We start from the raw sequence: 23953 nt of genomic DNA, 5'->3' as shown, positions 1-23953 counted from the left end.
ATCATTTTTATTTTTCTGTTATAATAAACAATCTAATGTACTAGATCTATATTTAAACTTTAACTACATATAAAAATACATTAACATCCTTATCATCATTATTAGATCAAAAACATACATGTTAATTCATGCCAAACAATAATAATTAAAATAATTTTTATTATAATAAAATTGTATAATACAAACATAAATTAACTAAAAAAAATTAATAAATTTTAATGTAAATAAAATTCTTTATAATTTAAAAAATATTTAAAAAAAAATAAATATACTACATATAGTATACATAATATTTCATAAAAAAATAAACATAAAAATATCATTTTAAGTGATGAAATATTATTAAAAAATAAGAAATAAAAATAATTTAACTTAACTAAACTACTTTAATTAAAATATTATATTTTAAATGTATCGGAGTAAATAATGGAAAAAATACTAATAAATGCAATCCAAAACGAAGAAATTAGAGTTGCACTCATTAAAAACAATTATTTATACGATTTAGACGTTGAATGTCCATCAGAAACTAAAAAAAAAGGTAATATATACAAAGCAATAATTACACGTATAGAACCTAGTTTAAATGCAGTTTTTGTAACATATGGATCTAAAAAGCAAGGATTTTTACCATTAAAAGAGATATTACCTAAATATCTAAAACAAAAACATAATAATAATTCCTTAAACTTCAAAGAAGAATTTAAAAAATATCCAATTCATTCTTTATTGGAAGAAAAACAAGAGTTACTAGTTCAAGTAAATAAAGAAGAAAGAGGAAATAAAGGAGCTGCATTAACTACGTATATAACACTAGCAGGATGTTACTTAGTATTAATGCCAGACAATCCTAAATCAAATGGAATTTCTAGAAGAATTGAAGGAGAAGATAGAGAAAATCTTAAAGAAATTATAGACACTTTAAAAGTTCCTAAAAACATGAGCATTATAATTAGAACAGCTGGATTTGGAAAAAAAATAAATGAATTACAATCCGATTTAAACATATTATATGATCAATGGAAAATTATCTTAAAAGAATTTAATACAAAAACAGCTCCATGTTTAATTCATCAAGAAGGTGATATAATTATTAGATCGATTAGAGATAACTTATATAAAACTATAAACGATATTATCATTGATAACCAATTTTCTTATATTAAAGCAAAAAAATATATAGAAAAAATAAAACCAGAACTTTTGCCAAATCTTAAACTGTATAACAGTAGTATACCACTATTTACTTTTTTTCATATTGAAAGTCAAATTGAAACAGCCTATCAAAGAAAAGTTTTATTACCATCTGGAGGTTCTTTAATCATTGATAGAACAGAAGCTCTGGTATCTATAGATATAAACTCATCCAAATCAACTGGAGGAACAGACATAGAAGATACAGCTCTAAATACTAACTTAGAAGCAGCTCATGAAATTGCAAGACAATTAAGATTAAGAGACCTTAGTGGGTTAATTGTTATTGACTTTATCGATATGTATCAAATCAAAAATCAACGTGAAGTAGAAAATTGCTTACGAGAATCCTTAAAAACTGACAGAGCAAGAATCCAAATAGGTCACATATCACGATTTGGACTACTAGAAATGTCTCGTCAACGATTAAGATTATCTTTAGGGGAATCCTCTCAAGAAGTATGTCCAAAATGTGAAGGAAGAGGAACTGTAAGAAGTATACAATCATATAGTCTATCCATATTAAGATTAGCAGAAGAAGAGGCATTAAAAGAAAAAACATTCGCAGTAAAAATTCAATTACCAGCAGAAATAGCAACTTTTATCTTTAACGAAAAACGTGAATTTATCCAAAACATTGAAAAACGTCATGAAGTAAAAATCTTAATTATCTCTAGTCCTTATTTAGAAATACCTCAATATATAATTACAAAAATTTTTTATTATGAAAAAAATAAAAAATTAAATTATTCTCCAACAAAAAAAATAGATTCATCAAATATATATTCAGATTATAAATATAATAATTTTATAAATCATTCACCAATTACGTCAAAAATATCTACAACATCACAACAACAAAAAAATACAAAAAAATATAAAAAACATAAAAATTTACTAAAACGATTTTGGTATAATTTATTTAGCAATACAAAGGAAAAAAACAACAATATTAAACAAAATAACACTAACATTACTAATCAAGAGTATAATCATAAAAATTTTTACAATCATAACTATTATAATTCTACATTAGAAAATTTTCAAAATCTCAAAAAAGGAAATAAAATTCATCAAAACAAATACATTTTAAAATGTGCACAAAAACAATACAATACAAATACAAATTATTCAATAACAACAATCAATCAACAAAATCTGTTAAAAAAAAATAGTGTAAACAAAGAAAAATAATTAAAAAACAAACAATAATATACAATATTAAATGCAAAAACATAAACAATCAAATATAAATGAACAAATATAAAATAAAAATATCATAAATTATTTTCATTTTAAAAAATTTAAAAATAATCCCTCTGCAAAATCTCAGCAATTTGTACCATATTAGTAGCAGATCCTTTCCTTATATTATCTAAAACAATCCATAAATTTAATCCACAAGGATTTGTAATATCTTTTCTAACTCTACCAACAAAAACTTCGTCTTTTCCAATAGCATGAGAAACTGGTGTAGGATATTTATTACACATTGAACTATCAATCAACTTTATTCCAGATGCTTTTTTTAATATTCTTTTAGCTTCATCTATACTTAATAAATTTTTAAGTTCCAAATTTAACACTTCAGAATGTCCATATAAAACAGGAACACGAACTGCAGTAGGATTAATAAGTATGTCATGATTTCCTATTATTTTTTTAGTTTCCCAAATCATTTTCATCTCTTCTAATGTATAACCATTTTCATAAAAATCATCAATATGAGGAATAACATTAAATGCAATTTGATAAGGATAAATAATTGGTTTATTAATAGCATATCCATTTAACAATAACTTGAATTGAGTGATCAATTCATTAATACCCTTTTTCCCACTACCAGACACTGACTGATAAGTAGTCACATGAACCTTACGAACTCCAACAAAATCAAGAAAAGGCTTTAACACCAAAGCCATTCCTATAGTTGAACAATTAGGATTCGAAATAATTCTTCTTGAAATATACTTACTAATACAAGCACTATTAATTTCAGGTACAATAAGAGGAATATCTTCCTCATATCTATAATATGAAGAATTATCAATAACAATAGAACCTGAATCAACAGCTATAGGAACAAAATTTTTAGAAATAAAACTTCCGCATGAAAAAAAAGTAATATCAACTTGAGAAAAATTAAAAGATTCTAGATTTTCCACAATCAATTCATATTTCTCAAAAAAAATTTTTTTCCCTAAAGAATTTTTTCCAGCTAAAAGATAAATATTATCTATAGGAAATTTCCTTTCTTCTATTATAGATAAAATCATTCTTCCTACTATTCCTGTAGCTCCAACAATTGCAATATTTAGCCTTTTCATTATAAATAAAAAAATCTAAAATACTTTTAAAAGAATAGAATCACCATTGCTAAAAAAAAATACAAACCGATAATTCACTATCATCAAAACAAACTTTTCTTTATCCTATAAAAAAAATAATTATTCTTTATTTATAGAATAAAAAACTTTTTATATAATTTTATAACTTATAATTAAAAATTTTTTTTAAATCTTTTTTAGTAAATAATAACACACCAGTCCCTCCTAATTCTAAATCAACATTTATAAAAGATATTTTTGGAAAAGTACTTATTAATCTACTATATTTATCTCCAACTTCAATGAATAACATTCCATTTTCAGATAAATACTTATAAGCATTCACTAAAATCTTTTTTATAATATAAAAACCATCTTCAATACATTCTAAAGCTATTCTTGGTTCATATCTATATTCCATTGGTAATACAATCATTTCTTTTTTTCCAACATAAGGGGGATTAGAAATAATTAAATCATATTCAATATTTGGAACTTTGCACCATAAATCAGATCTAATAAAATTAATACGATTACATAAGCGATGTTTTTTACAATTAATTCTAGCGATCTCTAACGCTTTTTCAGAAATATCTGTAGCATCAACAATGGATTCAGAAAATATATAACAACAAGATATTGCTAAACAACCACTACCAGTACAAAGATCTAAAATAGATTTTACCTTTAAAGTTTTTACCCAAGGCAAAAATTTTTTATAAAATAAAGATACCATTGGTGAACGTGGAATAAATACATTTCTATTAACATAAAAAAGTAATCCATAAAAATAAGACTTATTAATTAAATAAGACACTGGAACACGATTAACAATTCTTTTATTTATATTACTAAGAATTTTTTTTTTTCTTTAAATGTAACAACAGTTTGCAAAACAATTGGATTTATACTTAGTGGCAAATTCAATGTTCCCAAAACTAATAATAAAATATCATCCCAAACATTGCTAGTACCATGACCAAAATAAAGCGAACACATATTAGAATTATATAGACCAAAATTAATGAAATCAATAATTCTTTTTAAAAAATGACTTCTATTATATACCATAATTTATATAAAACTTCTTAAACATTAAAAAATTAATCAATCCAAATCAACAATAAACTAAATACAATAATTTATCTATAAAAAAATAAAAAATAATCTATTTCTTTAAAGTATATATCTAGCTAAATCATAATTTTCAATTAATTTTCCTAAATACTTACCTACATATTCTGAATCTATATAAATAGTTTCTCCATTTTTATCGCTAGCTTCAAAAGAAATAACTTCCAATAAACGTTCCATTACTGTATATAATCTACGAGCACCAATATTTTCAGTACATTCATTAACCTTCCATGCAACTTCTGCAATTTGACGAATTCCAGAAGATTTAAAAACTAACTTTAACCCTTCAGTAGCCATCAAAGCCACATATTGTTCAGTTAAAGAACAATTTGGTTCTATTAAAATCTTTTCAAAATCTTTTATACTCAAAGCTTTTAACTCAACTCTAATTGGTAACCTTCCTTGTAACTCTGCTATAAGATCTGAAGGCTTTGATATATGAAAAGCTCCAGATGCAATAAATAGTATATGATCAGATCTAATCATTCCATATTTCGTAGATACTGTAGTTCCCTCTAATAATGGCAACAAATCTCGTTGAACACCTTCTCTAGAAATATCACCACCACCACTTGAATGATCAATTCTTTTAGCTACTTTATCTATTTCATCTATAAACACAATCCCATTTTGTTCTACACTTTCTATAACACGACTCTTAATATCTTCTTCATTAACTAATTTGGAAGCTTCTTCTTCCCTTAACAATTCCATCGCTTTAGAAATTAATAATTTCCTAGATTTAGTACGTGTACTTCCAATTTGTTGGAATATAGATTGCAATTGATTGGTCATTTCCTCCATACCAGGAGGGGCCATAATTTCTATACCAACATTTGAAACAGATAATTCAATTTCTATTTCATTTTTATTTAATTTTCCTTCTCTTAATTTATCTCTAAAAATTTTACGAGTTACAGATTCTTTTCCATCACTTGATGATGATATATTATTTGTTAAATCGATATTATTAACACTCTTTTGTTTATCTCCTCTGGCTGGTGGCAACAAAACATCTAAAATTCTCTCTTCAGCAGCGATTCTAGCTAAATGTTCAACTTTTTTCATAGCTATTTCTCGTTCTTGTTTAAAAGCAATTATAGCTAAATCACGAATAATAGAATCAACATCTCTACCAACATAACCTACCTCAGTAAACTTACTTGCTTCGACTTTTATAAAAGGAGCTTTTGCCAATTTAGCCAAACGTCTAGCAATTTCCGTTTTTCCAACACCAGTTGGACCTATCATTAAAATATTCTTAGGCATAATTTCATTACGCAACACTAAATCCGAAATTTGCATACGACGCCACCGATTTCTCAATGCAAGTGCTACAGAACGTTTAGCTTCATCCTGTCCTATAATATATTTATCTAATTCTTGAACAATCTCTCTAGGTGTCATAACTCTTTCATTTATCATATCATTATTCATAATAATCAATCGCTTAACTCTTCAATAGTCAAATTTTCATTGGTATAAATACATATGTTACTAGCAATTAACAAACTTTTTTCTACTATACTACGAGCAGATAAATTTGTATTTTCCAATAAAGCACAAGCAGATGCTTGTGCAAATGGACCTCCAGATCCAACAGCAATTATACCTCCCTCTGGTTCAATAACATCACCATTTCCGGTAACAATCAAAGATGATTCTTTATCAGAAACAGTAAGAATAGCCTCTAAACGCCTAAGTATTTTATCAGTACGCCAATCTTTTGTTAATTCTACAGCAGCTCTTAATAAATGTCCTTGATGCATTTCAAGTTTTCTTTCAAATCTTTCAAATAAAGTAAAAGCATCAGCTGTAGCACCAGCAAATCCAGCTATCACTTTATCTTGATATAATCTTCTTACTTTTCGTGCATTAGCTTTCATAACAATATTTCCCATTGTTACTTGCCCATCACCACCAATTACTACTACATTATCTTTTCTAACCGATAAAATAGTTGTTCCATAATACTGATTCAAATCATTAACCTCATAAACAAAAATTTTTTTTACAACCTAACTTTAAAAAAATAATCTTAAATTATTAAAATAATTATACTTCTTAATAAAAAGATCAAACAGTACAGTATTCTGATACTATCATATCAATGATACATCATTCAACCATAAAAAATTATAATCTATCAACAAAATGAAACCTATCAAATAAATGATATACCATGCATTAATGGACCAACATTTAAATACTCTGCAATACTTTGTCCAATATCTGCAAATGTATCACGACGTCCAATAAAATTACTTGATATTTTTGGCCCAAAACCTAATATTGGAATATGCTCTCTTGTATGACCAAACCCAGAAAATGTAGGATCACAACCATGATCTGACACAATAAATACAAGATCATCTTCACGTAATATAGAAAATAATTCAGGTAACCTAGAATCAAATAACTCTAAAGCGTTCGCATAACCAGCAACATTTCTTCTATGACCATAAACAGAATCAAAATCAACAAAATTAGTAAATATCAAACTTCCATAAGAAGCTGATTTAAGAGCGCTCAAAGTAGCATCAAATAACGCCATATTATTTTTTCCCTTAATTATTCTAGTACATCCTCGATTAGAATAAATATCAGAAACCTTACCAATAGTAATAACCTCCCTATTATTTTCTTTCAAGATATCTAACAAAGTAGACTCAGGTGGCTCACCTATATAGTCACGACGATTTTCCGTTCTAAAAAATGAACCAGGTTTTCCAGAAAACGGTCTAGCAACCACTCTACTAATATTATATTTATCCACTAATATTTTTGCAATTTTACAAATATCATATAATTGTCTTATATTGAATATATCTTCATGAGCCGCAATTTGAAATATACTATCATTAGACGTATAAATGATAGGTTTACCCGTACGTAAATGCTCTTCACCAAACTCTTCTATAATTACGGTACCAGAAGAATGCTTCTGACCTAAAACACCAGGCAAATTAGCTTGTTTAATAAATTCACTAATTAAATCTTTAGGAAAACAAGGATCAGTATTTGGGAAATATCCCCATGGTAAAACAGTTGGAACTCCTGTTATTTCCCAATGACCACTAGGTGTATCCTTTCCAAAACTTTTTTCAACAGCATATCCATAATATCCTAATGGTTTATCTAATACAGATAAGTCTACCAAATCTATTCCAGAACTTGCAACAGCCACATGATATATTCCTAATTTTGATAAATTTGGTATATTCAATTTTCCACTTCTAATACCTACAAGATCTGCCTTTCCATTAGAACAAGCCATATAAATATTTCCAAAAGTATTAGAACCTTGATCATTATATTTATTAGCATCCAAACTTTCTCCCACACCCAAAGAATCTAATAACAATAAACATACTCTTCTTAAAGACATATTATCTCTCCTCTAATAAATTATAATTAATTTCCTTTAAACCAAATAAAATAAAAAAAGCAATAATCATTCCAAAAGGAATAATTAAAATTGCATAACGATAATCTTCTATAGAATAAAAAAATGTAGATTTCAAACATCTTATTTTTTGACAATACATTAATAAAAAACTAAATATATTTTGATACACAACATAACTGCCTTGAGTAATAGTAGAAACTACACTAACTGACATAGTAGAAATCTCTAAATCACCTAATTCAGATACAAAAGCATAACTTATAATTTGCGATGCAGTAAAAAAACCTAACAAAAAAAATAACAATTTCATTTCAAACAATGAAACAGGATAAAAGAAAATAAATACAGAAACTATAAAAGACAATATAGCACCAATTTGCATAACTATAATACGAAGTTTTAACATATCTGATATCCAACCTATAATTGGACTACCAAAAATAATACCTAAAAACAACATAGTATTAATGCTGGAAGCTACTTCTTTAATAACATTCATCCTTCGCATTAAATAAATAGTTCCAATCATTGCTCCAAATACAGCAACAACCATGTTCATTAAACTAGTATACAAAGCAGCTCTCAAAATATAAAAATTACAATATACTTTTTTTAAAATACAAAAAAAAGAAGTATTATTTTTTCTAAAATTGTTTCTAATATCTTTTCTATCAATAATGCCTAAATACATAATTAACAATATAAATACACCAAACCAAGCTACAATTAATAAAGCATTTCTCCATCCAAATCTAATCACCAATTTTGTCAAAGGATATTGAGAAAATATACCGCCAACCATTCCAATAGTAACAATAAATCCTGTAGCTAAAGCCATTTTATTTGAAACAATCCAATTTGACGCAAGACGTATAGGACTCAAAAAACAAAAAGCACTTCCAATTCCCATTACAAATCTACAAATTAAAGCTAAGTAAAAAGATTTAGTATAAGAAAAACAAAAAATGCTAATTATACAAATCAGCATAGATAACAAAATAATTTTTTTAACCGAATATTTATTTAGAATACCACCTGCAAAAGGTAAAAAACATACGTTAGATACGTAATATATACTAGAAAGATAAGCCATTTTATCGGCATGAATACAAAAATCTCTCATAACATTATCAGCAATTGAAGAAAACATATTTCCCTGTATAAATTCATAGAAAAAAAATAAAGAACCACATATACAAATAAACCATGGAAATAAAACCAAACTTAGTTTTTTTTTAAAACAAAAATTTATATTTCTTTTTGCTACTCTAAACATTTTTACGTTCCTATAAACTTATTTTAATCTACTAAAGATCTACAATAAGTCTCTTTTATAAAGAAAACTGTAAATAACGCAATTATTAAAGATATAGGAAAAATTCTCATTGCATAAATAAAATCATAATTTAAATAATATTTAATATAATAATTTGAATGAATTTGCACCAAATAACCAAACAAGACTTGTCCTATAGCTCCTCCACCCATAATTATAATAGAAGCAATACTTGTAGCTGCTCCAGTATTTAAACTAGAATTACTTTCAGAAATTAACGGACAACTAATAACTTGAGAACTCGCAAAAAATCCTATTAAAAAAAATAATATAAACAATAAAAATTTCGATATAAACAAACACTTTATACATAAAGGAATCATGACTATAATATTCATTATAGCTCCAAAAAACATTAATGGTTTTCTACGTTTATAAAAATCTGAAATCCATCCCATCAATGGAGAACCAAATATACTTCCCATAAATATCATATTAATTATTTTAACAGACTCTAATTTAGATAAATGATAAGTATATTGCAAATATGTTCCACCCCATAAAGCACATAAAACCACTACTGGTAAATTTAACAAAGATGTATATAAACCAATTAACCAGTTTTGTTTATTTTTTATAACATTCAAAAAACATATAAATAATCTATACTTATCCATAGATAATATATTCTTATCTTTATTAGGATAAGATAAATATGGAAAATCTTGAATTACAAGATATAACCAAAGAAACAAAAATAAACCAGTCACTACATCTATATATAATGAAAATCTCCAATTAAAAAAATTATTTAACCATGTTAAAAGAATATGAGATATCATACCACCAATAAAAGCCATCATAATAACAATACCAATAATCAATGCTCTTCTACATGACGGAAACCATCTAGAAATCAAAACAACACAAGATAAAAAACAAAAAGCATTACCTATACCTGATATGAAATAAAAAATAGAAGCAAAAATAAATGAATGAGAAATTGCAAAACCAAAAATACCAAAAATACAAATTAACATAGTAATCAATACAACTTTACGAACAGAAAAACAATCTAGAATAATTCCAGCAGGTATTAAGAAAAAAACATCTGCCCATAAATACATACTCGACATCCAACTCAACTGTGCAGAATTAATTTTAAAATCACTACGTAAAGATTCATTAATAACATCAAAAATATTAAATTGAAAAAATTCATAACAAAAAAACAATCCAGAAGATAAACAAACTAACCATGACATAAAGTATTTATTACTATCACTAAAAAAAGATCTTTTAAAAATCATAAATAAACCTATGAATTGTACTTAACCATAAGTATATCAAAAAACTATTTATAAATCTATTTTATCTATTGATAAATATCAATTTCATAACAATCATAAGATTAATATACAACCACATAAAATATAAAATCACTAATTTTAATATACAAAACTTGAAATTAAACTATTAACAATAAAAATAAAACCTGTATTATTAACCATATTATTAATATAAAAACAATTCAAAATTGTCCTTACTAATAAACATAAACCTATAATTTTTAATTATTTTTTAATTTAAACCAATAAGAAGAATTTTCTTCAGAAATACAATAAAAATCATCACTAATCGCATATCCAATAACACATGCTAATACATTATCAATATATAAGAGAGGAATCCTAAACCTCAACCAAGGTGGTACATTCCAATATTGAAATAATTTTTTTAATGTTTTATTTTGTTTTCTCCATCTAATCCTCTCACCTCCAGAACGAAATTTAATAAAAATTTTACTACCCTTAGGTATAAATAATCCATATTTAGTATTTATTACATTTAAAGTACCTAAACTTTTTCCTAAAAATAAAGGACTAGGAAAATTAATCCAATACACTACCATATTCAATTTACAATAATAATTAAATTCATCAAATAAAATATATAAATTCTGTTTATAACTCCTTATGCAAATATTCTTCCAATTTACTTTTACATTAGTAGTATTCTCTGCATTTTTAAGATTACTTGCTATAATATTAAAAATTTTTGAATTAGGAATAAGAATACCTAAATTTTTAAACCAAAAATATAAAACATTTTTTATACGTTCTATGCTTAATTTTATCAAATTTTTTATTGGAATATGAGAAAAATTTTTGTATCTACAATTCAGAATTTCAGGACAATCAATTCTAGCCAAATCAAACAAATTATTGCTAGCATCTAAACAATTAGACGCTAATCTAAACAAATTATTAACAATACCAGGCCAACGTAAAGTAATTAATGGAATAACTTTATTTCTTAAAAAATTTCTTGAAAAAACATTATTATGATTACTATCATCATCAATCCAGTTCAAATTATTTTCATCGGCATATTGCCTCAATATATAAGATTCATATTTTAAAAATGGTCTAACTACGTATCCTAATTTTAAAGATCTTACAGGATGCATAGCAGATAAACCACAAATACCAGACCCTCTAAATAAATGTAATAACAAAGTTTCAACCTGATCATTTTTATGATGACCTAATAAAATTGCATCATTCTTTCCAAGAATACTTAAATAAATACTATATCTAATTCTTCTTGCTATCTGTTCAACATTAGAAAGTTTAGTAAAATAAATATTTTTAGAAATAAATAAAATTTTTTTATTGTAACAAAATTGTCTACAATGATCTTCCCAAAAATAAGAACGATCACTTAAATTATGATTAATATGTAAAGCAATTATTTTTGATCTAAAATATTGCTCTGCAAATAAAGAATATAATAATACTGTTGAATCTAATCCTCCACTAAAACCCACAAATAACCTATCATATTTTTTTAAATAAGATAACCAATAAGAATCTAGCAAAGAACTAATTTTTAACTCCCATTTTAATAAATTTTTTGTAACGATTCTTTAAAATTTCATTTAGAGAAAATGATTTAAGAATCTTTAATTCTTTTAAAAAAACACTTTTTAAATGTAAAAACATTTCATTAGGACATCTATGAGCTCCACCTAAAGGCTCTTTAATAATTCTATCAATCAATTTTAATCTTAAAATATCTTTAGAAGTAATTCCCATAGAACATGCAGCTTCATGAGATTTATTTATATCTTTCCATAAAATGGAAGCACAACCTTCTGGTGAAATAATAGAATAAGTACTATATTCTAACATTAAAATTCTATCTCCTATACCAATCGCTAAAGCCCCACCAGAACCAGCTTCTCCAATAATTGTACAAATAATTCTTGTCTTTAAACTTGACATACCTAATAAATTCTCAGCAATTGCTCTAGATTGATTATATCTTTCTGCAATAACTCCAGGATATGCTCCTGGAGTATCAATAAAAGTAAAAACAGGCAATTCAAATTTTTCTGCTAATTTCATTAAACGCAATGCTTTCCTGTATTCTTCTGGTCTAGCCATTCCAAAATTTCGATATATTTTTTCTTTTGTATGTTTTCCTTTTTGATGACCTATTAACATAACAGAATCATTACCTAACTTAGCCAAACCTCCAATTATTGCCGGAGCTGATGAATAATATCTATCTCCATGTAACTCTTGAAAATCAGTAAAAATACTATATATATAATCACTTGTTTGAGGCCTTAATGGATGTCGAGCAATCTGAACAATTTTCCAAGGATCTAATCTTGAAAAAATTTTTTTTATTAAAAAATAATATTTAGATTCAAGATAATTAATTTTTTTATTAACATGTTTCTTATTGTCATCACAAATTATTACATATAATGCTTTAATTTTTTGATATAATTCTTCTATAGGAGATTCAAAATCTAAAAAATTTCTATTCATAGATACTTATTTAAAAAAAAATTATCTATCAAAACAAATAAAAAACTTTATAAAAATATATAATATATTATATGTCATATAATTTTCTTTTAAAAACAAAAAATAATATATTAAATAATTTTAAATTAAAAACAAACCAAATTGATATATGGGAATTTCCATATAACATTATTCCAATCAAATTAGCAAAAAATTTTCTTAATTCTCAAGAAATTTCAAAAGCATCCAAACTTAATTTTAATTATCATAAACATAAATTTATAATAAATCGTGCTTTATTAAAAATAATATTAAGTCATTATTTAAAACAAAATATTCATAAATTAAAACTAAACTTTAATAAAAATGGAAAACCTTTTATTAATTACAAATATATCCAATTAGAATTTAATTTAAGTCATTCTTACAAAATATCATTATTAGCGATTGGAAAAAAATATCCAATAGGTATTGATGTTGAATTTTTTTTTAAAAGAAATTTCAATAAAATTATAAAAAAAATTCTTAATTTTGAAGAATTAACTATATTTAATCAAATATCTGAAAAATTCAAACCTACCGTGTTTTACAAAATATGGACACAAAAAGAAGCATTTATAAAAACATTCGGATTAAAAATAACCTTTCCTATGTCATATCCATGCTCTTGGACTATTGAAACTCTTATTAACAACCTCAAAGTAGAATTAAAATCAAAAAATAACCAATATTGGAATATAATGTCTTTTTCACCAAAAAATTTATATAATGCATCTATTTGCTATTCTCAAAAAATTAAGACAATACGATATAGAACAATATATCCACAAAACTTCTATAAATACTTTTATAAAATTAATAATTAATAATTTATATATAAAATATTAATATATATATATTTAAAAAATATTTTCTTTATAATAAGAAACATAATCTTTTTAATTACAATCTTTTATTGTACTAAACAAAATTTATTAAAACTATTTAAATGTATTATATAAATAAAAAAATTATTTCTAACTTACTATATAAAAAAAATTTTAAAAAAAAATTTAATTTATATATTTTTAAATCTCTAAAATCAACAAACCAATTTCTTAAAAAATTACCCTATAAATCAATATTAGAAATTTGCTGTTCAGAACAACAAACAAATGGAAAAGGTAAAAATAACAAAAAATGGATTTCACCTTTTGGGAAAAATATTTATCTTTCTAGTAAATGGAATTTAAAATGTAAATCATATCTACTATCTGGACTAAGCTTAATAGTTGGTCTATCTATTATAGACAGTTTAAAATTTAAAAATATCGAACAAGATCTAAAAATTAAGTGGCCAAATGATATTTTCTGGAAAAATAAAAAAATGGGTGGCATTTTAATAGAAAACAATATTAAATGTAATAATTTACAAACCATTGTCATAGGAATAGGATTAAATATAAACTTAAATCCTTATAAATATTCATCAAAAAAAAATCTTTTTTGCTCTTTACATGAAGTAACAAAAAAAAAATATAACCGTAACCATTTAATCGCTAATTTATTATGTTCACTAAACAATAATTTAAAATTATTCCTAAAAACAGGATTTCATTCTTTTTTAAATAAATGGAAGAAATTTGATTATTTATTTGAAAAATATATAGGAATATCACAATCAAAAAAAAAATTATTTGGAATATATAAAGGAATAAATAATAATGGTCACCTTATATTAAAAACAAACAAAAAAATTATCAATATTACATCAGGATCTATAATTTATTTTCGAAATATCAACAAATATTATCATTCTAAAAATATAATTTCCAAAAAAAAATAAAACACCACCAAAAACCTTTTTTACCATTATTTTCTTTTAAAAAAAATACTGATAACTATTTTATTTAGTTTTACTATCTAATACTTTATTACTATTTTCTTTTTTTTCTTTTTGAATACGTAAATATATTTCCTCTCTATGAACTGAAACATTCTTAGGAGCATTAATTCCTAATCTAACTTGATTTCCCTTAACACCTAACACAGTAATATTAACTTCATCACCAATCATTAATGTTTCACCAAGACGCCTAGTCAAAATTAACATACTTAATTCTCCATATAAAATATAGATAATACAACACTAAAAATATATATCTAATTCAAATAACAACCAAAACATTTATAATAATCATTATACATAACAAAAAAAATCAAAAAATAATAAAATAATTATAAAAATTATAATTTCTTAAATCTTAATAGCTTTATCATATAAAAAAAATTATATATCTAATTTAGTATATAATTACCAATACTAATTATATTTTCTTAAAGATATGAAACTAATTTATAATAACATAAAACTTATATATCTACCCATTATATTTTGTATAATATTCTATTTTATAAACTTAAATAAAAAAACTTTAATAACAATCAAAACTTAATTATTTATATATTGTAAAAATAAACTTCACATATTCTCTACTATTTTTTTAGAAAACTCCATAGTACCTAAACAAACTGCATCCTTCATTTTTTTATAAAAATCACTAGTAACAAATTTACTCTTAATAGTTTTTCTTATACCACTTATTATATAATCAGCAGCCTGATACCATCCAATATGCCTTAACAACATTTCTGCGGATAAAATTAACGAACTAGGATTGGCAATATTTAAATTAGCATATTTAGGAGCACTTCCATGTGTAGCTTCAAACAAAGCAATATTATTTCCTATATTAGCCCCTGGTGATATTCCAATACCACCAATTTGAGCAGCTAAAGCATCTGAAATATAATCTCCATTCAAATTCAGGGTAGCAATTACACCATAATCTTCTGGATTTAACAAAATTTGTTGAAAAAAAGCATCTGCCATTATATCTTTGACTATAATATTCATATTATTTTTAGGATTTATTAATTTCGCCCATATTCCATTTGAATGTGGAATTCCATTAAAATATTTATATACAACATCATAACCCCATTCTCTAAATGCTCCCTCAGTAAATTTCATAATGTTTCCTTTATGGACCAATGTTACTGAATCATAATTATTATCAATTGCATACTGAATAGCAAATTTAACTAACCTCTTAGTACCTTTTTCAGAAACTAATTTTATTCCAACACCACACGAATTAGAAAATCTTATATTATTAACTCCCATATTTTCATGCAAAAAATTTATAATTTTTTTTGCACCTACTGAATTTGCTTTCCATTCAATGCCAGAATAAATATCCTCTGAATTTTCCCTCAAAACTACCATATTAACCTTCCAAGGTTCTTTAACAGGAGAAGGAACCCCATAAAAATAACGAATAGGCCTACAACAAACATATAAATCTAACAATTGACGAATTTTTACATTTAATGAACGCATACCACCACCAACAGGTGTAGTTAATGGACCTTTTATTGAAACCAAAGACCTTTTAAGTATATCTAAAGTTTCTTTTGGAAGAAATTCACTAAATCCATATATCTTTTGTGCTTTATCTCCAACATAAACCTCTAACCAAATAATTTTCTTTTTGTTTCCATAAGCTTTATATACAGCAGAATTAACAACATATAACATTGATCCAGTTATATCTTTCCCAATACCATCACCCTCAATAAATGGAATAATAGGATAATGTGGTATATTTAATATCCCATTATCACTAACAGTAATAAATTCTCCATCAGTTGGTATACAAATATAATTCAAAATTACCCCCCCCATATTTCATATTAAATCCAATAACTTCCTAATACATTTAAATATATAAATATATCCCACTCAAAAAAACTAAACATAGAATATCTAAAAACCTTATCTACAAAGTATAAAATATCTATTATTAAAAATAAACTCTTATTAAGTGATATTACATAATATATAATTACATTATTATAATTAATTTTATTTATCATTAATAATTTAATTTCATCGAAAAAAAATAATGCTAATAACAAATTATAATAAAATCTTATTCATTAAATAACATATAAAAGGCCATAAAATAATACTCAACAGTATATTTGTGATTATAACTATTAAATTCATATAATAATGGCCAAATAAAATATTTGTAAAACACATACTAATCTGATACAAACAACATGAACATCCTATTATAAATAACTTTTGCATAAAAGAAAAAAAACTAAAAAACTTAATTTTATCTCTTAAAAAAAATATAGTTAAATTTAAAGAAAAACTATTTTGTCCCAATATTGCACAAGATAACACATCTAATATTATGCCAATACAAAATATAAAAAAAGGATTAACAATATAAGAAAAATAAAATTGAAAATATAAAATTAATATCAAAAATAAAAAAGGTTTAATTTCTATAAAAAAATTCGAAAAAAAATAAACATTTAAAACAAATGTCATAAATATAACAAAATATATACGAAAACATTTTATGTCAAATACATATCTAATAATATGTAACATTCATACTTCTAGTAATTTGATTAATACATTTTACTTCCTGTTTATGAGATAATAATAACAATACTAAATGATCTTTATTTAATAAAGAAAATGGTTTTACTGTTACCTCTAAAAAAAAATGTCCAGTAATATTTTTTACATTTGTAATATATCCAATTGGATAGCCTTCTGGATACACACATCCCAATCCAGATGTAACTAAAACATCACCCTTATAAACAGAAGATTTACCATATGCATTTATCAATGATAAATTATTAGAATTATTGCCTTTTAAAATAAAGTAATTACCATTTCTAATATCCATAACTAAAAACGCACTTTTAGAATCAATAATCAAAAGCACAGTACTTGTATTTTTTCCTACATCAATTATTTTTCCAACAAAACCTTTTGAATCTAAAACAGTCTGTCCAATATAAACACCATCATTTGATCCTTTGTTCAAAACCATTATTTGCTTTGAACTATTAATACTAGTGAACATAACATCTGCAACCATTGTCTTTATTGATTTTCTAATAGATGCAAATAACAATCTACGTAATTCTAAATTTTCTCTTTCAATGAAATTTAATCGATGTAACCTTATTTTGAGAAAAAAAATTTCATAATTTAATTTTTTAATTTCCTTTACAAAATAAAATTTACTAACAAAGGAAAAATATACTAATTGAAAATACTTGACAAAACCATCAATAATATATTTAACCGGGTAAAACAACATTAATACATCATTTCTCAACATACCTAAAAAACTATAATAAAAATCACATATCATTAAAACAAAAGAAAAAAACAAAAAAAATAAAAAACATCTTAGATTTTTTTTACCATGACCCATATTTTAATTATTCAATTGAAATAAAATAATTTTCATAAAAATCCATTGTTTCTAATACTTTTCCACCTCCACGTACTACACAAGTTAATGGATCTTCTGCTATAGAAACTGGTATACCAGTCTCTTCCATCAACAAAATATCTATATTTTTCAATAAAGCACCACCACCAGTTAAGACCATACCATATTCAGCTATATCTCCAGCTAACTCAGGAGGGGTAGATTCAAGGACTGATCTAATTGCTCTAACTATTCCTAAAATCGGTTCACGTAAAGCATCAAATATCTCACTACTATTCAATACAAAAGAACAAGGAATGCCCTCCGTCAAATTTCTACCTCTTACACTAATCTCTAAAATATCTCTATTTGGAAAAGCTAAACCAATTTCATGCTTTATCTTTTCAGCCATAGTTTCTCCAATTAAAGTACCATAATTCCTTCGAACATATGAAATAATAGAATCATCAAACTTATCACCACCGATTCTAACTGAATTATGATATACAATTCCATTCAAAGAAATAATCGCTACTTCAGTAGTTCCACCCCCAATATCTACTACCATAGAACCATTGGCCTCATCTACTGGCATTCCAGAACCTAATGCAGCAGCCATAGGCTCTTCGATAAGAAAAACTTCTCTAGCTCCAGCTCCAACAGCAGATTCACGAATAGCCCTTCGCTCAACTTGAGTTGATCCACAAGGAACACATACTAACACTCTAGGACTAGGTCTAATAAATTTATTTTCATGAATCTTATTAATAAAGTATTGCAACATTTTTTCTGTTACAAAAAAATCAGCAATTACACCATCTTTCATCGGCCTTATTGCAATAATATTACTTGGAGTTCTTCCTAACATAGACTTTGCTGATACTCCAACAGCAGCAATTCTTTTCTGTCCATCTTTAATTCTTAAAGCTACCACTGAAGGTTCATTTAAAACAATACCCTTTCCTTTAACATAAATTAAAGTATTAGCAGTTCCTAAATCAATTGATAAATCATTAGAAAAAATACCTCTCAATTTCCTTAACATAATAGACTCTATGCTTAATACAATAAAAAACAAAATAAAAATATCTGACAAATAATAATTTTGAAATAGCTAAAAACAATAAAATCAGAAAATACTTTTAAAATTCTTTATAAAATTTTTTGCTATTTTCTTTAAAACCGACTTAATAAATACATAACAATAATTTTCAATATTTTTTATATATATTTTATTCTATATAAAATATACAATGTATAATCAATACAAGATATTATCACTATTTTAATTGTTACATAAAACGATAAAATTATAAAAGAATCTAAACAATTAGTCTATAAAATTATTTTTTTTAAAATAAAAATAAAACTTAATCTTTTATAAATTATAAATAATGTTCTATTTTATCTCATTCTTAATAATATTTACTATATTTTCAACAGAAGAATTAACAAATAAAGATTTTATCCTCCTTTTAATATCTTTTCGTTTTGCATATAACTTATTAACCCATAATAAAAGACTTTCTGCAGTTACAGTATTTTCATTTAAAACTATACTAACCCCTTTTTTTTTAAAATAAAAAGCATTGTCAATTTGTTCTCCACGACTAACATTTTTAGACAATGGTATTAAAATATTTGGTTTTCCTAAAGAGAGAATTTCATAAATAATATTAGCACCAGCCCTAGATATCACAATATCACTTGCCGCTAATAAATCCGAAAAAATTTCATCAGCAAACTCAATTTGAAAATAATTTTTTCTATAAAAAAAAGATAAATCTAAATTATTAGATCCACATAAATGAATTATTTGATAATTTATGCAAAATAAATGTAATGACTTTCTTATAATAGAATTTAAAATCAAAGAACCTTGACTTCCTCCAACTATTAATATACAAGGAATACTATCATGAAAACCACATAAAGATAAACCTTTAGATTTCAACCCACGAAATATAGAAGATCTAATAGGAACACCTGTAACAAATACTTTTTTGTTTTTTAAAAATAAATATTTTTTTTTTAAATCCATTGATAAGCACACAGATGTTACAAAAGGCAAACTTAATCGGTTAGATAATCCTAAAGTTATATCAGACTCATGTAAAATTACAGGAATACTATTTAACCATGCTGCAATAATTACAGGAAAAGAAACAAAACCACCTTTTGAAAAAACAACATCAACTTTCATTTTTTTAAATTTAAAAAATGTTTGAATTATTCCAAATAAAACTTTTATTACATCTATAAAATTTTTCCAACTAAAATAGCGTCTCAATTTTCCACTTACTACACAATGATATGAAACAAATGGCAAAGATGATATAAGATACTTATCCAATGTTTTATTTAAACCAAAATAATATATTTTCCAATTACTATCATATTTTAATGATTCCATAATTGCTATATTTGGAATAATATGACCAGCACTACCCCCTCCTGTAAAAACAATACAAAACATAAAAAGTATAAAATATCGTTATTTTATAATGAACATACTATAAAAATTTTAAAATTTTATTTTATATAATTTAAAATTACTAAATTTAATAACCAAATATTTTATCATGATATAAAATATAAAAATTATTTGTTATTACTTATAACCTATTGCTTAAAGTCAACTAACAAAACTATTATTTTATATAAAATTACACATTACCATTTTATAATAAACAAAAAATTATAAAAAATATAGATTACAAACATTAATAAAAATTATTAACCAATAATAATGTATTTAATTTTTATTAAAAAATATTTTATAATTACAAATCATTCTAACTTAGAATAAAAAATTAGAATACATAATGAAATCATTCAATTTACATTCTATATCTCCAATAGACGGTAGATATTCAAAAAAGACAAAAATATTAAAAGCTTATTTTAGTGAATTTTCTTTAATATATCATAGATTAAAAATAGAAATTTATTGGTTAAAATCCTTGATAAATAACAAAAAAATTAAAAATTTATATAAATTAAATCATAAAGAAAACAAATATTTAAAAAAAATATTAAACAACTTTAATGAATCTGAAGCAAAAAAAATAAAAAACTATGAAAAAAAAACAAATCATGATTTAAAAGCAATAGAATATTATTTAAAAGACAAATTTAAAAAATCTAAAATACTACAACAATATATACCTTATATTCATTTTGCATGCACATCAGAAGATATAAATAATCTTTCTTATACAATTATGATAAAAAATGCTATTCAATATGTTATAGAACCTATATTATCTAAAACCATTAATAGCATCCTAACTTTAGGGAAAAAACATAATAATATACCAATGCTATCTAGAACACATGGACAACCAGCATCACCAACAACAATAGGAAAAGAAATGGTAGTGTTCTTATCTAGACTAAAACATCAAAAAAGTCAATTATCTAAAATAAATTTATCAGCAAAATTTAATGGAGCCGTAGGAAATTATAATGCACATATTATTGCATTCCCAAAAATAAATTGGATAAAACATTGCAAAAAATTTATTAATTCATTTAAAATTTCATTCAACAATTATACAACACAAATAGAACCGCATGATAATATAGCAGAATTATGCCATGTAATGGTACGCATTAACAATATACTACTTGATTATACAAAAGATATATGGTACTACATATCAATAAACTATTTTTCCTTAAAATTTTTTTCAAAAGAAACAGGTTCTTCTACAATGCCACATAAAAATAATCCAATAGAATTTGAAAATGCAGAAGGAAATCTAAGTTTATCTAATACATTATTTGCATATTTTGCAAATAAACTAACAAAATCAAGATTACAACGTGATTTATCAGGATCTACTATATTACGAAACATAGGAGTTCCTTTTTCTCATACAATAATTGCTTACAAATCAATTATCAAAGGAAATAAAAAAATCATAATTAATCATGGAACAATAAAAAAAGATTTAAACAATAATTGGGGAATAATGTCTGAAGCAATACAAACTATCATGCGAAAATACAAAATACCAAACGCTTACGAAAAAATAAAGAAAATAACAAGAGGAAAAAAAACCAATAAAAACAACATAAAAAAAATCATAAAAGATTTAAATCTACCAATCAAAATAAAAAACAAATTAAATAAACTAAACCCAGAAAAATATATTGGATTATCTAAATTATTATCAGGTAATTTTTATAAAAATTTTAATAAAAATATATAAAATAATATATATCAATAAAAACAAAATTATAAAATATTAAAAATAAAAAATGAAAACCGAGATGGCGAAACTGGAAAACGCGCTAGACTCAAAATCTAGTAGTTATTAATAACTTTACGGGTTCAAATCCCGTTCTCGGTAAATATATTTTTACAAAATTAACATATAACACTATATGTCATATACAACGATCATTCAAAATGGACCATCTAGGCTTAACTGATATAGAAAGATCAGGATCTTGAATTCCCTTTAAAAAATATTGACATCCTACATAAGCAACCATAGCACCATTATCTGTACAATACTCTAAACTAGGAAAAAATACATCACCATCCAATTTTTTCATCAACTTTGTCAATGCTTTTCTTAATGCTTTATTTGCACTTACACCACCTACAACAACTAATTTACTATTTAAAGTTTTTTTTATAGCTCTTTTACATTTGATAACAATCGTATCTATAACAGCATCTTGAAATAATTTAGCTATATTTTTTTTTGCCCTTTCATCTTTATCACTTTTATTCCAAACTTCAACTGCATAGGTTTTTAACCCACTAAAACTAAAATCTAAACCAGACTTATAAATCATTGGTCTAGGAAATTTTTTAAATAATAAATTATTATCACTAATAATATCTCTATCTTCATTAAAAGAATCTGCAATTTCAGCTAAAATAGAACCACCAGGATACATAATACCCATCATTCTAGCTATTTTATCAAAAACTTCTCCAACAGCATCATCTAATGTATCTCCTAATAAACAATAAGTACCCAATGAACATACTTTAACCAACTGAGTATGTCCACCAGATACTAATAACCCTAAAAATGGAAAATCAAGATTTGGATAATCAAGTTTAATCGATAATAAATGTGCTTCTAAATGATTAATTGCTAAAGAAGGTTTATTTAACGAATAAGCTAAACTCTTTGCAAAACAAGTGCCTACTAATAAAGAACCAACTAAACCAGGACCTGCAGTATATGCTACAGCATCAATATCAGTTATTTTCAACTTTGCTTTCAATAAAACTTCATTCATTAGTGGTATCAAACGCTTTATATGATCACGAGATGCTAATTCTGGAACTATTCCTCCATAAACTCTATGTAATTTAATTTGTGAATATAATACATGAGAAAGTAATCCATATTCAGAATCATAAATTGCCATACCCATTTCATCACAAGATGATTCTATGCCTAATATTCGCATTTATACTAAATAATACATAATAATTATTATTATTTTTATAATTTATTATAAAA

General features: G+C 24.4%; 21 protein-coding genes and 1 tRNA gene. 5 read left to right on the top strand and 17 right to left on the bottom strand.

Translation table 11 applies throughout. The annotated features are described in order from the left end of the window. Positions 1–426: 426 nt before the first annotated feature. The gene (locus RQL38_RS02360; protein WP_338521489.1) at positions 427–2388 is read left to right on the top strand and encodes an Rne/Rng family ribonuclease; all 1962 of its coding nucleotides are present in this window, start codon (positions 427–429) and stop codon (positions 2386–2388) included. Between the two features lie 110 nt (positions 2389–2498). Here the strand turns inward: RQL38_RS02360 and RQL38_RS02355 are convergent, their stop codons facing one another. From RQL38_RS02355 to RQL38_RS02310, 10 genes are all read right to left on the bottom strand, one after another. After that, the gene (locus RQL38_RS02355) at positions 2499–3524 is read right to left on the bottom strand and encodes an aspartate-semialdehyde dehydrogenase (protein WP_338522017.1); all 1026 of its coding nucleotides are present in this window, start codon (positions 3522–3524) and stop codon (positions 2499–2501) included. 157 nt (positions 3525–3681) lie between these two features. Further along, positions 3682–4338, bottom strand: a complete 657-nt coding sequence (gene prmB, locus RQL38_RS02350; RefSeq protein WP_338521488.1) for a 50S ribosomal protein L3 N(5)-glutamine methyltransferase — start codon at positions 4336–4338, stop codon at positions 3682–3684. A gap of 26 nt (positions 4339–4364) precedes the next feature. Then, positions 4365–4592, bottom strand: a complete 228-nt coding sequence (locus tag RQL38_RS02345) for a hypothetical protein (protein WP_338521486.1) — start codon at positions 4590–4592, stop codon at positions 4365–4367. A gap of 105 nt (positions 4593–4697) precedes the next feature. Then, complete coding sequence (gene hslU, locus RQL38_RS02340; RefSeq protein WP_338521484.1) at positions 4698–6095, bottom strand: ATP-dependent protease ATPase subunit HslU; 1398 nt, start codon at positions 6093–6095, stop codon at positions 4698–4700. Between the two features lie 5 nt (positions 6096–6100). Further along, positions 6101–6640, bottom strand: coding sequence for an ATP-dependent protease subunit HslV (hslV, locus tag RQL38_RS02335; protein ID WP_338521482.1), 540 nt, complete (start codon positions 6638–6640; stop codon positions 6101–6103). Positions 6641–6822: 182 nt separating this feature from the next. Beyond that, a complete protein-coding gene (locus RQL38_RS02330; protein ID WP_338521480.1) occupies positions 6823–8046 on the bottom strand; it encodes a phosphopentomutase in 1224 nt (407 codons plus the stop codon). Position 8047: 1 nt separating this feature from the next. Next, entirely contained in the window at positions 8048–9343 is a 1296-nt protein-coding gene (locus RQL38_RS02325; RefSeq protein WP_338521478.1) for an MFS transporter, read from the bottom strand. A 23-nt stretch (positions 9344–9366) separates the two neighbouring features. Further along, on the bottom strand, positions 9367–10653 hold the full coding sequence (locus RQL38_RS02320; protein WP_338521476.1) for an MFS transporter: 1287 nt from the start codon (positions 10651–10653) through the stop codon (positions 9367–9369). A gap of 260 nt (positions 10654–10913) precedes the next feature. Next, positions 10914–12224 carry a tRNA lysidine(34) synthetase TilS gene (gene tilS / locus RQL38_RS02315; protein ID WP_338521474.1) on the bottom strand — a complete coding sequence of 437 codons (1311 nt, stop codon included), beginning with the start codon at positions 12222–12224 and terminating at the stop codon, positions 10914–10916. Between the two features lie 4 nt (positions 12225–12228). Then, on the bottom strand, positions 12229–13185 hold the full coding sequence (locus tag RQL38_RS02310; protein WP_338521473.1) for an acetyl-CoA carboxylase carboxyltransferase subunit alpha: 957 nt from the start codon (positions 13183–13185) through the stop codon (positions 12229–12231). Positions 13186–13256: 71 nt separating this feature from the next. Here RQL38_RS02310 and RQL38_RS02305 point away from each other — a divergent pair, with 71 nt between their 5' ends. Both RQL38_RS02305 and RQL38_RS02300 read left to right on the top strand, forming a co-directional pair. Continuing rightward, positions 13257–14030 (top strand): 4'-phosphopantetheinyl transferase family protein, encoded by a 774-nt coding sequence (locus tag RQL38_RS02305; RefSeq protein WP_338521471.1) that lies wholly within the window; start codon positions 13257–13259, stop codon positions 14028–14030. Positions 14031–14152: 122 nt separating this feature from the next. Next, a complete protein-coding gene (locus RQL38_RS02300) occupies positions 14153–14989 on the top strand; it encodes a biotin--[acetyl-CoA-carboxylase] ligase (RefSeq protein ID WP_338521469.1) in 837 nt (278 codons plus the stop codon). A 60-nt stretch (positions 14990–15049) separates the two neighbouring features. On the opposite strand, the gene csrA is transcribed toward RQL38_RS02300, so the two are convergent. From csrA to RQL38_RS02275, 6 genes are all read right to left on the bottom strand, one after another. Then, entirely contained in the window at positions 15050–15256 is a 207-nt protein-coding gene (gene csrA, locus RQL38_RS02295; protein ID WP_338521467.1) for a carbon storage regulator CsrA, read from the bottom strand. 369 nt (positions 15257–15625) lie between these two features. Next, the gene (icd, locus tag RQL38_RS02290) at positions 15626–16879 is read right to left on the bottom strand and encodes an NADP-dependent isocitrate dehydrogenase (protein ID WP_338522015.1); all 1254 of its coding nucleotides are present in this window, start codon (positions 16877–16879) and stop codon (positions 15626–15628) included. Between the two features lie 246 nt (positions 16880–17125). Further along, complete coding sequence (mreD, locus tag RQL38_RS02610) at positions 17126–17614, bottom strand: rod shape-determining protein MreD (RefSeq protein ID WP_422388203.1); 489 nt, start codon at positions 17612–17614, stop codon at positions 17126–17128. After that, positions 17598–18458 (bottom strand): rod shape-determining protein MreC, encoded by an 861-nt coding sequence (gene mreC / locus RQL38_RS02285; RefSeq protein WP_338521465.1) that lies wholly within the window; start codon positions 18456–18458, stop codon positions 17598–17600. Before mreC ends, mreD begins: the two co-directional genes overlap by 17 nt. A 7-nt stretch (positions 18459–18465) precedes the next feature. Continuing rightward, entirely contained in the window at positions 18466–19503 is a 1038-nt protein-coding gene (locus RQL38_RS02280; RefSeq protein WP_338521463.1) for a rod shape-determining protein, read from the bottom strand. A 354-nt stretch (positions 19504–19857) separates the two neighbouring features. Continuing rightward, positions 19858–20934 carry an undecaprenyldiphospho-muramoylpentapeptide beta-N-acetylglucosaminyltransferase gene (locus RQL38_RS02275; RefSeq protein WP_338521461.1) on the bottom strand — a complete coding sequence of 359 codons (1077 nt, stop codon included), beginning with the start codon at positions 20932–20934 and terminating at the stop codon, positions 19858–19860. 349 nt (positions 20935–21283) lie between these two features. Here RQL38_RS02275 and purB point away from each other — a divergent pair, with 349 nt between their 5' ends. Together purB and RQL38_RS02265 are read left to right on the top strand one after the other, a co-directional pair. Then, the gene (gene purB / locus RQL38_RS02270; RefSeq protein WP_338521460.1) at positions 21284–22675 is read left to right on the top strand and encodes an adenylosuccinate lyase; all 1392 of its coding nucleotides are present in this window, start codon (positions 21284–21286) and stop codon (positions 22673–22675) included. 55 nt (positions 22676–22730) lie between these two features. Next, positions 22731–22816 (top strand) — tRNA-Leu (locus tag RQL38_RS02265). A gap of 37 nt (positions 22817–22853) precedes the next feature. On the opposite strand, the gene tsaD is transcribed toward RQL38_RS02265, so the two are convergent. Then, on the bottom strand, positions 22854–23900 hold the full coding sequence (gene tsaD, locus RQL38_RS02260) for a tRNA (adenosine(37)-N6)-threonylcarbamoyltransferase complex transferase subunit TsaD (protein ID WP_338521458.1): 1047 nt from the start codon (positions 23898–23900) through the stop codon (positions 22854–22856). Positions 23901–23953 lie beyond the last annotated feature (53 nt).

Origin of the sequence: Candidatus Legionella polyplacis (assembly GCF_037013735.1) — a bacterium.
Classification (GTDB): domain Bacteria; phylum Pseudomonadota; class Gammaproteobacteria; order Legionellales; family Legionellaceae; genus Legionella_E; species Legionella_E polyplacis_A.
The sequence above is the reverse complement of the archived record's forward strand: the minus strand, read 5'-3'. Positions and strand labels throughout refer to the sequence as shown.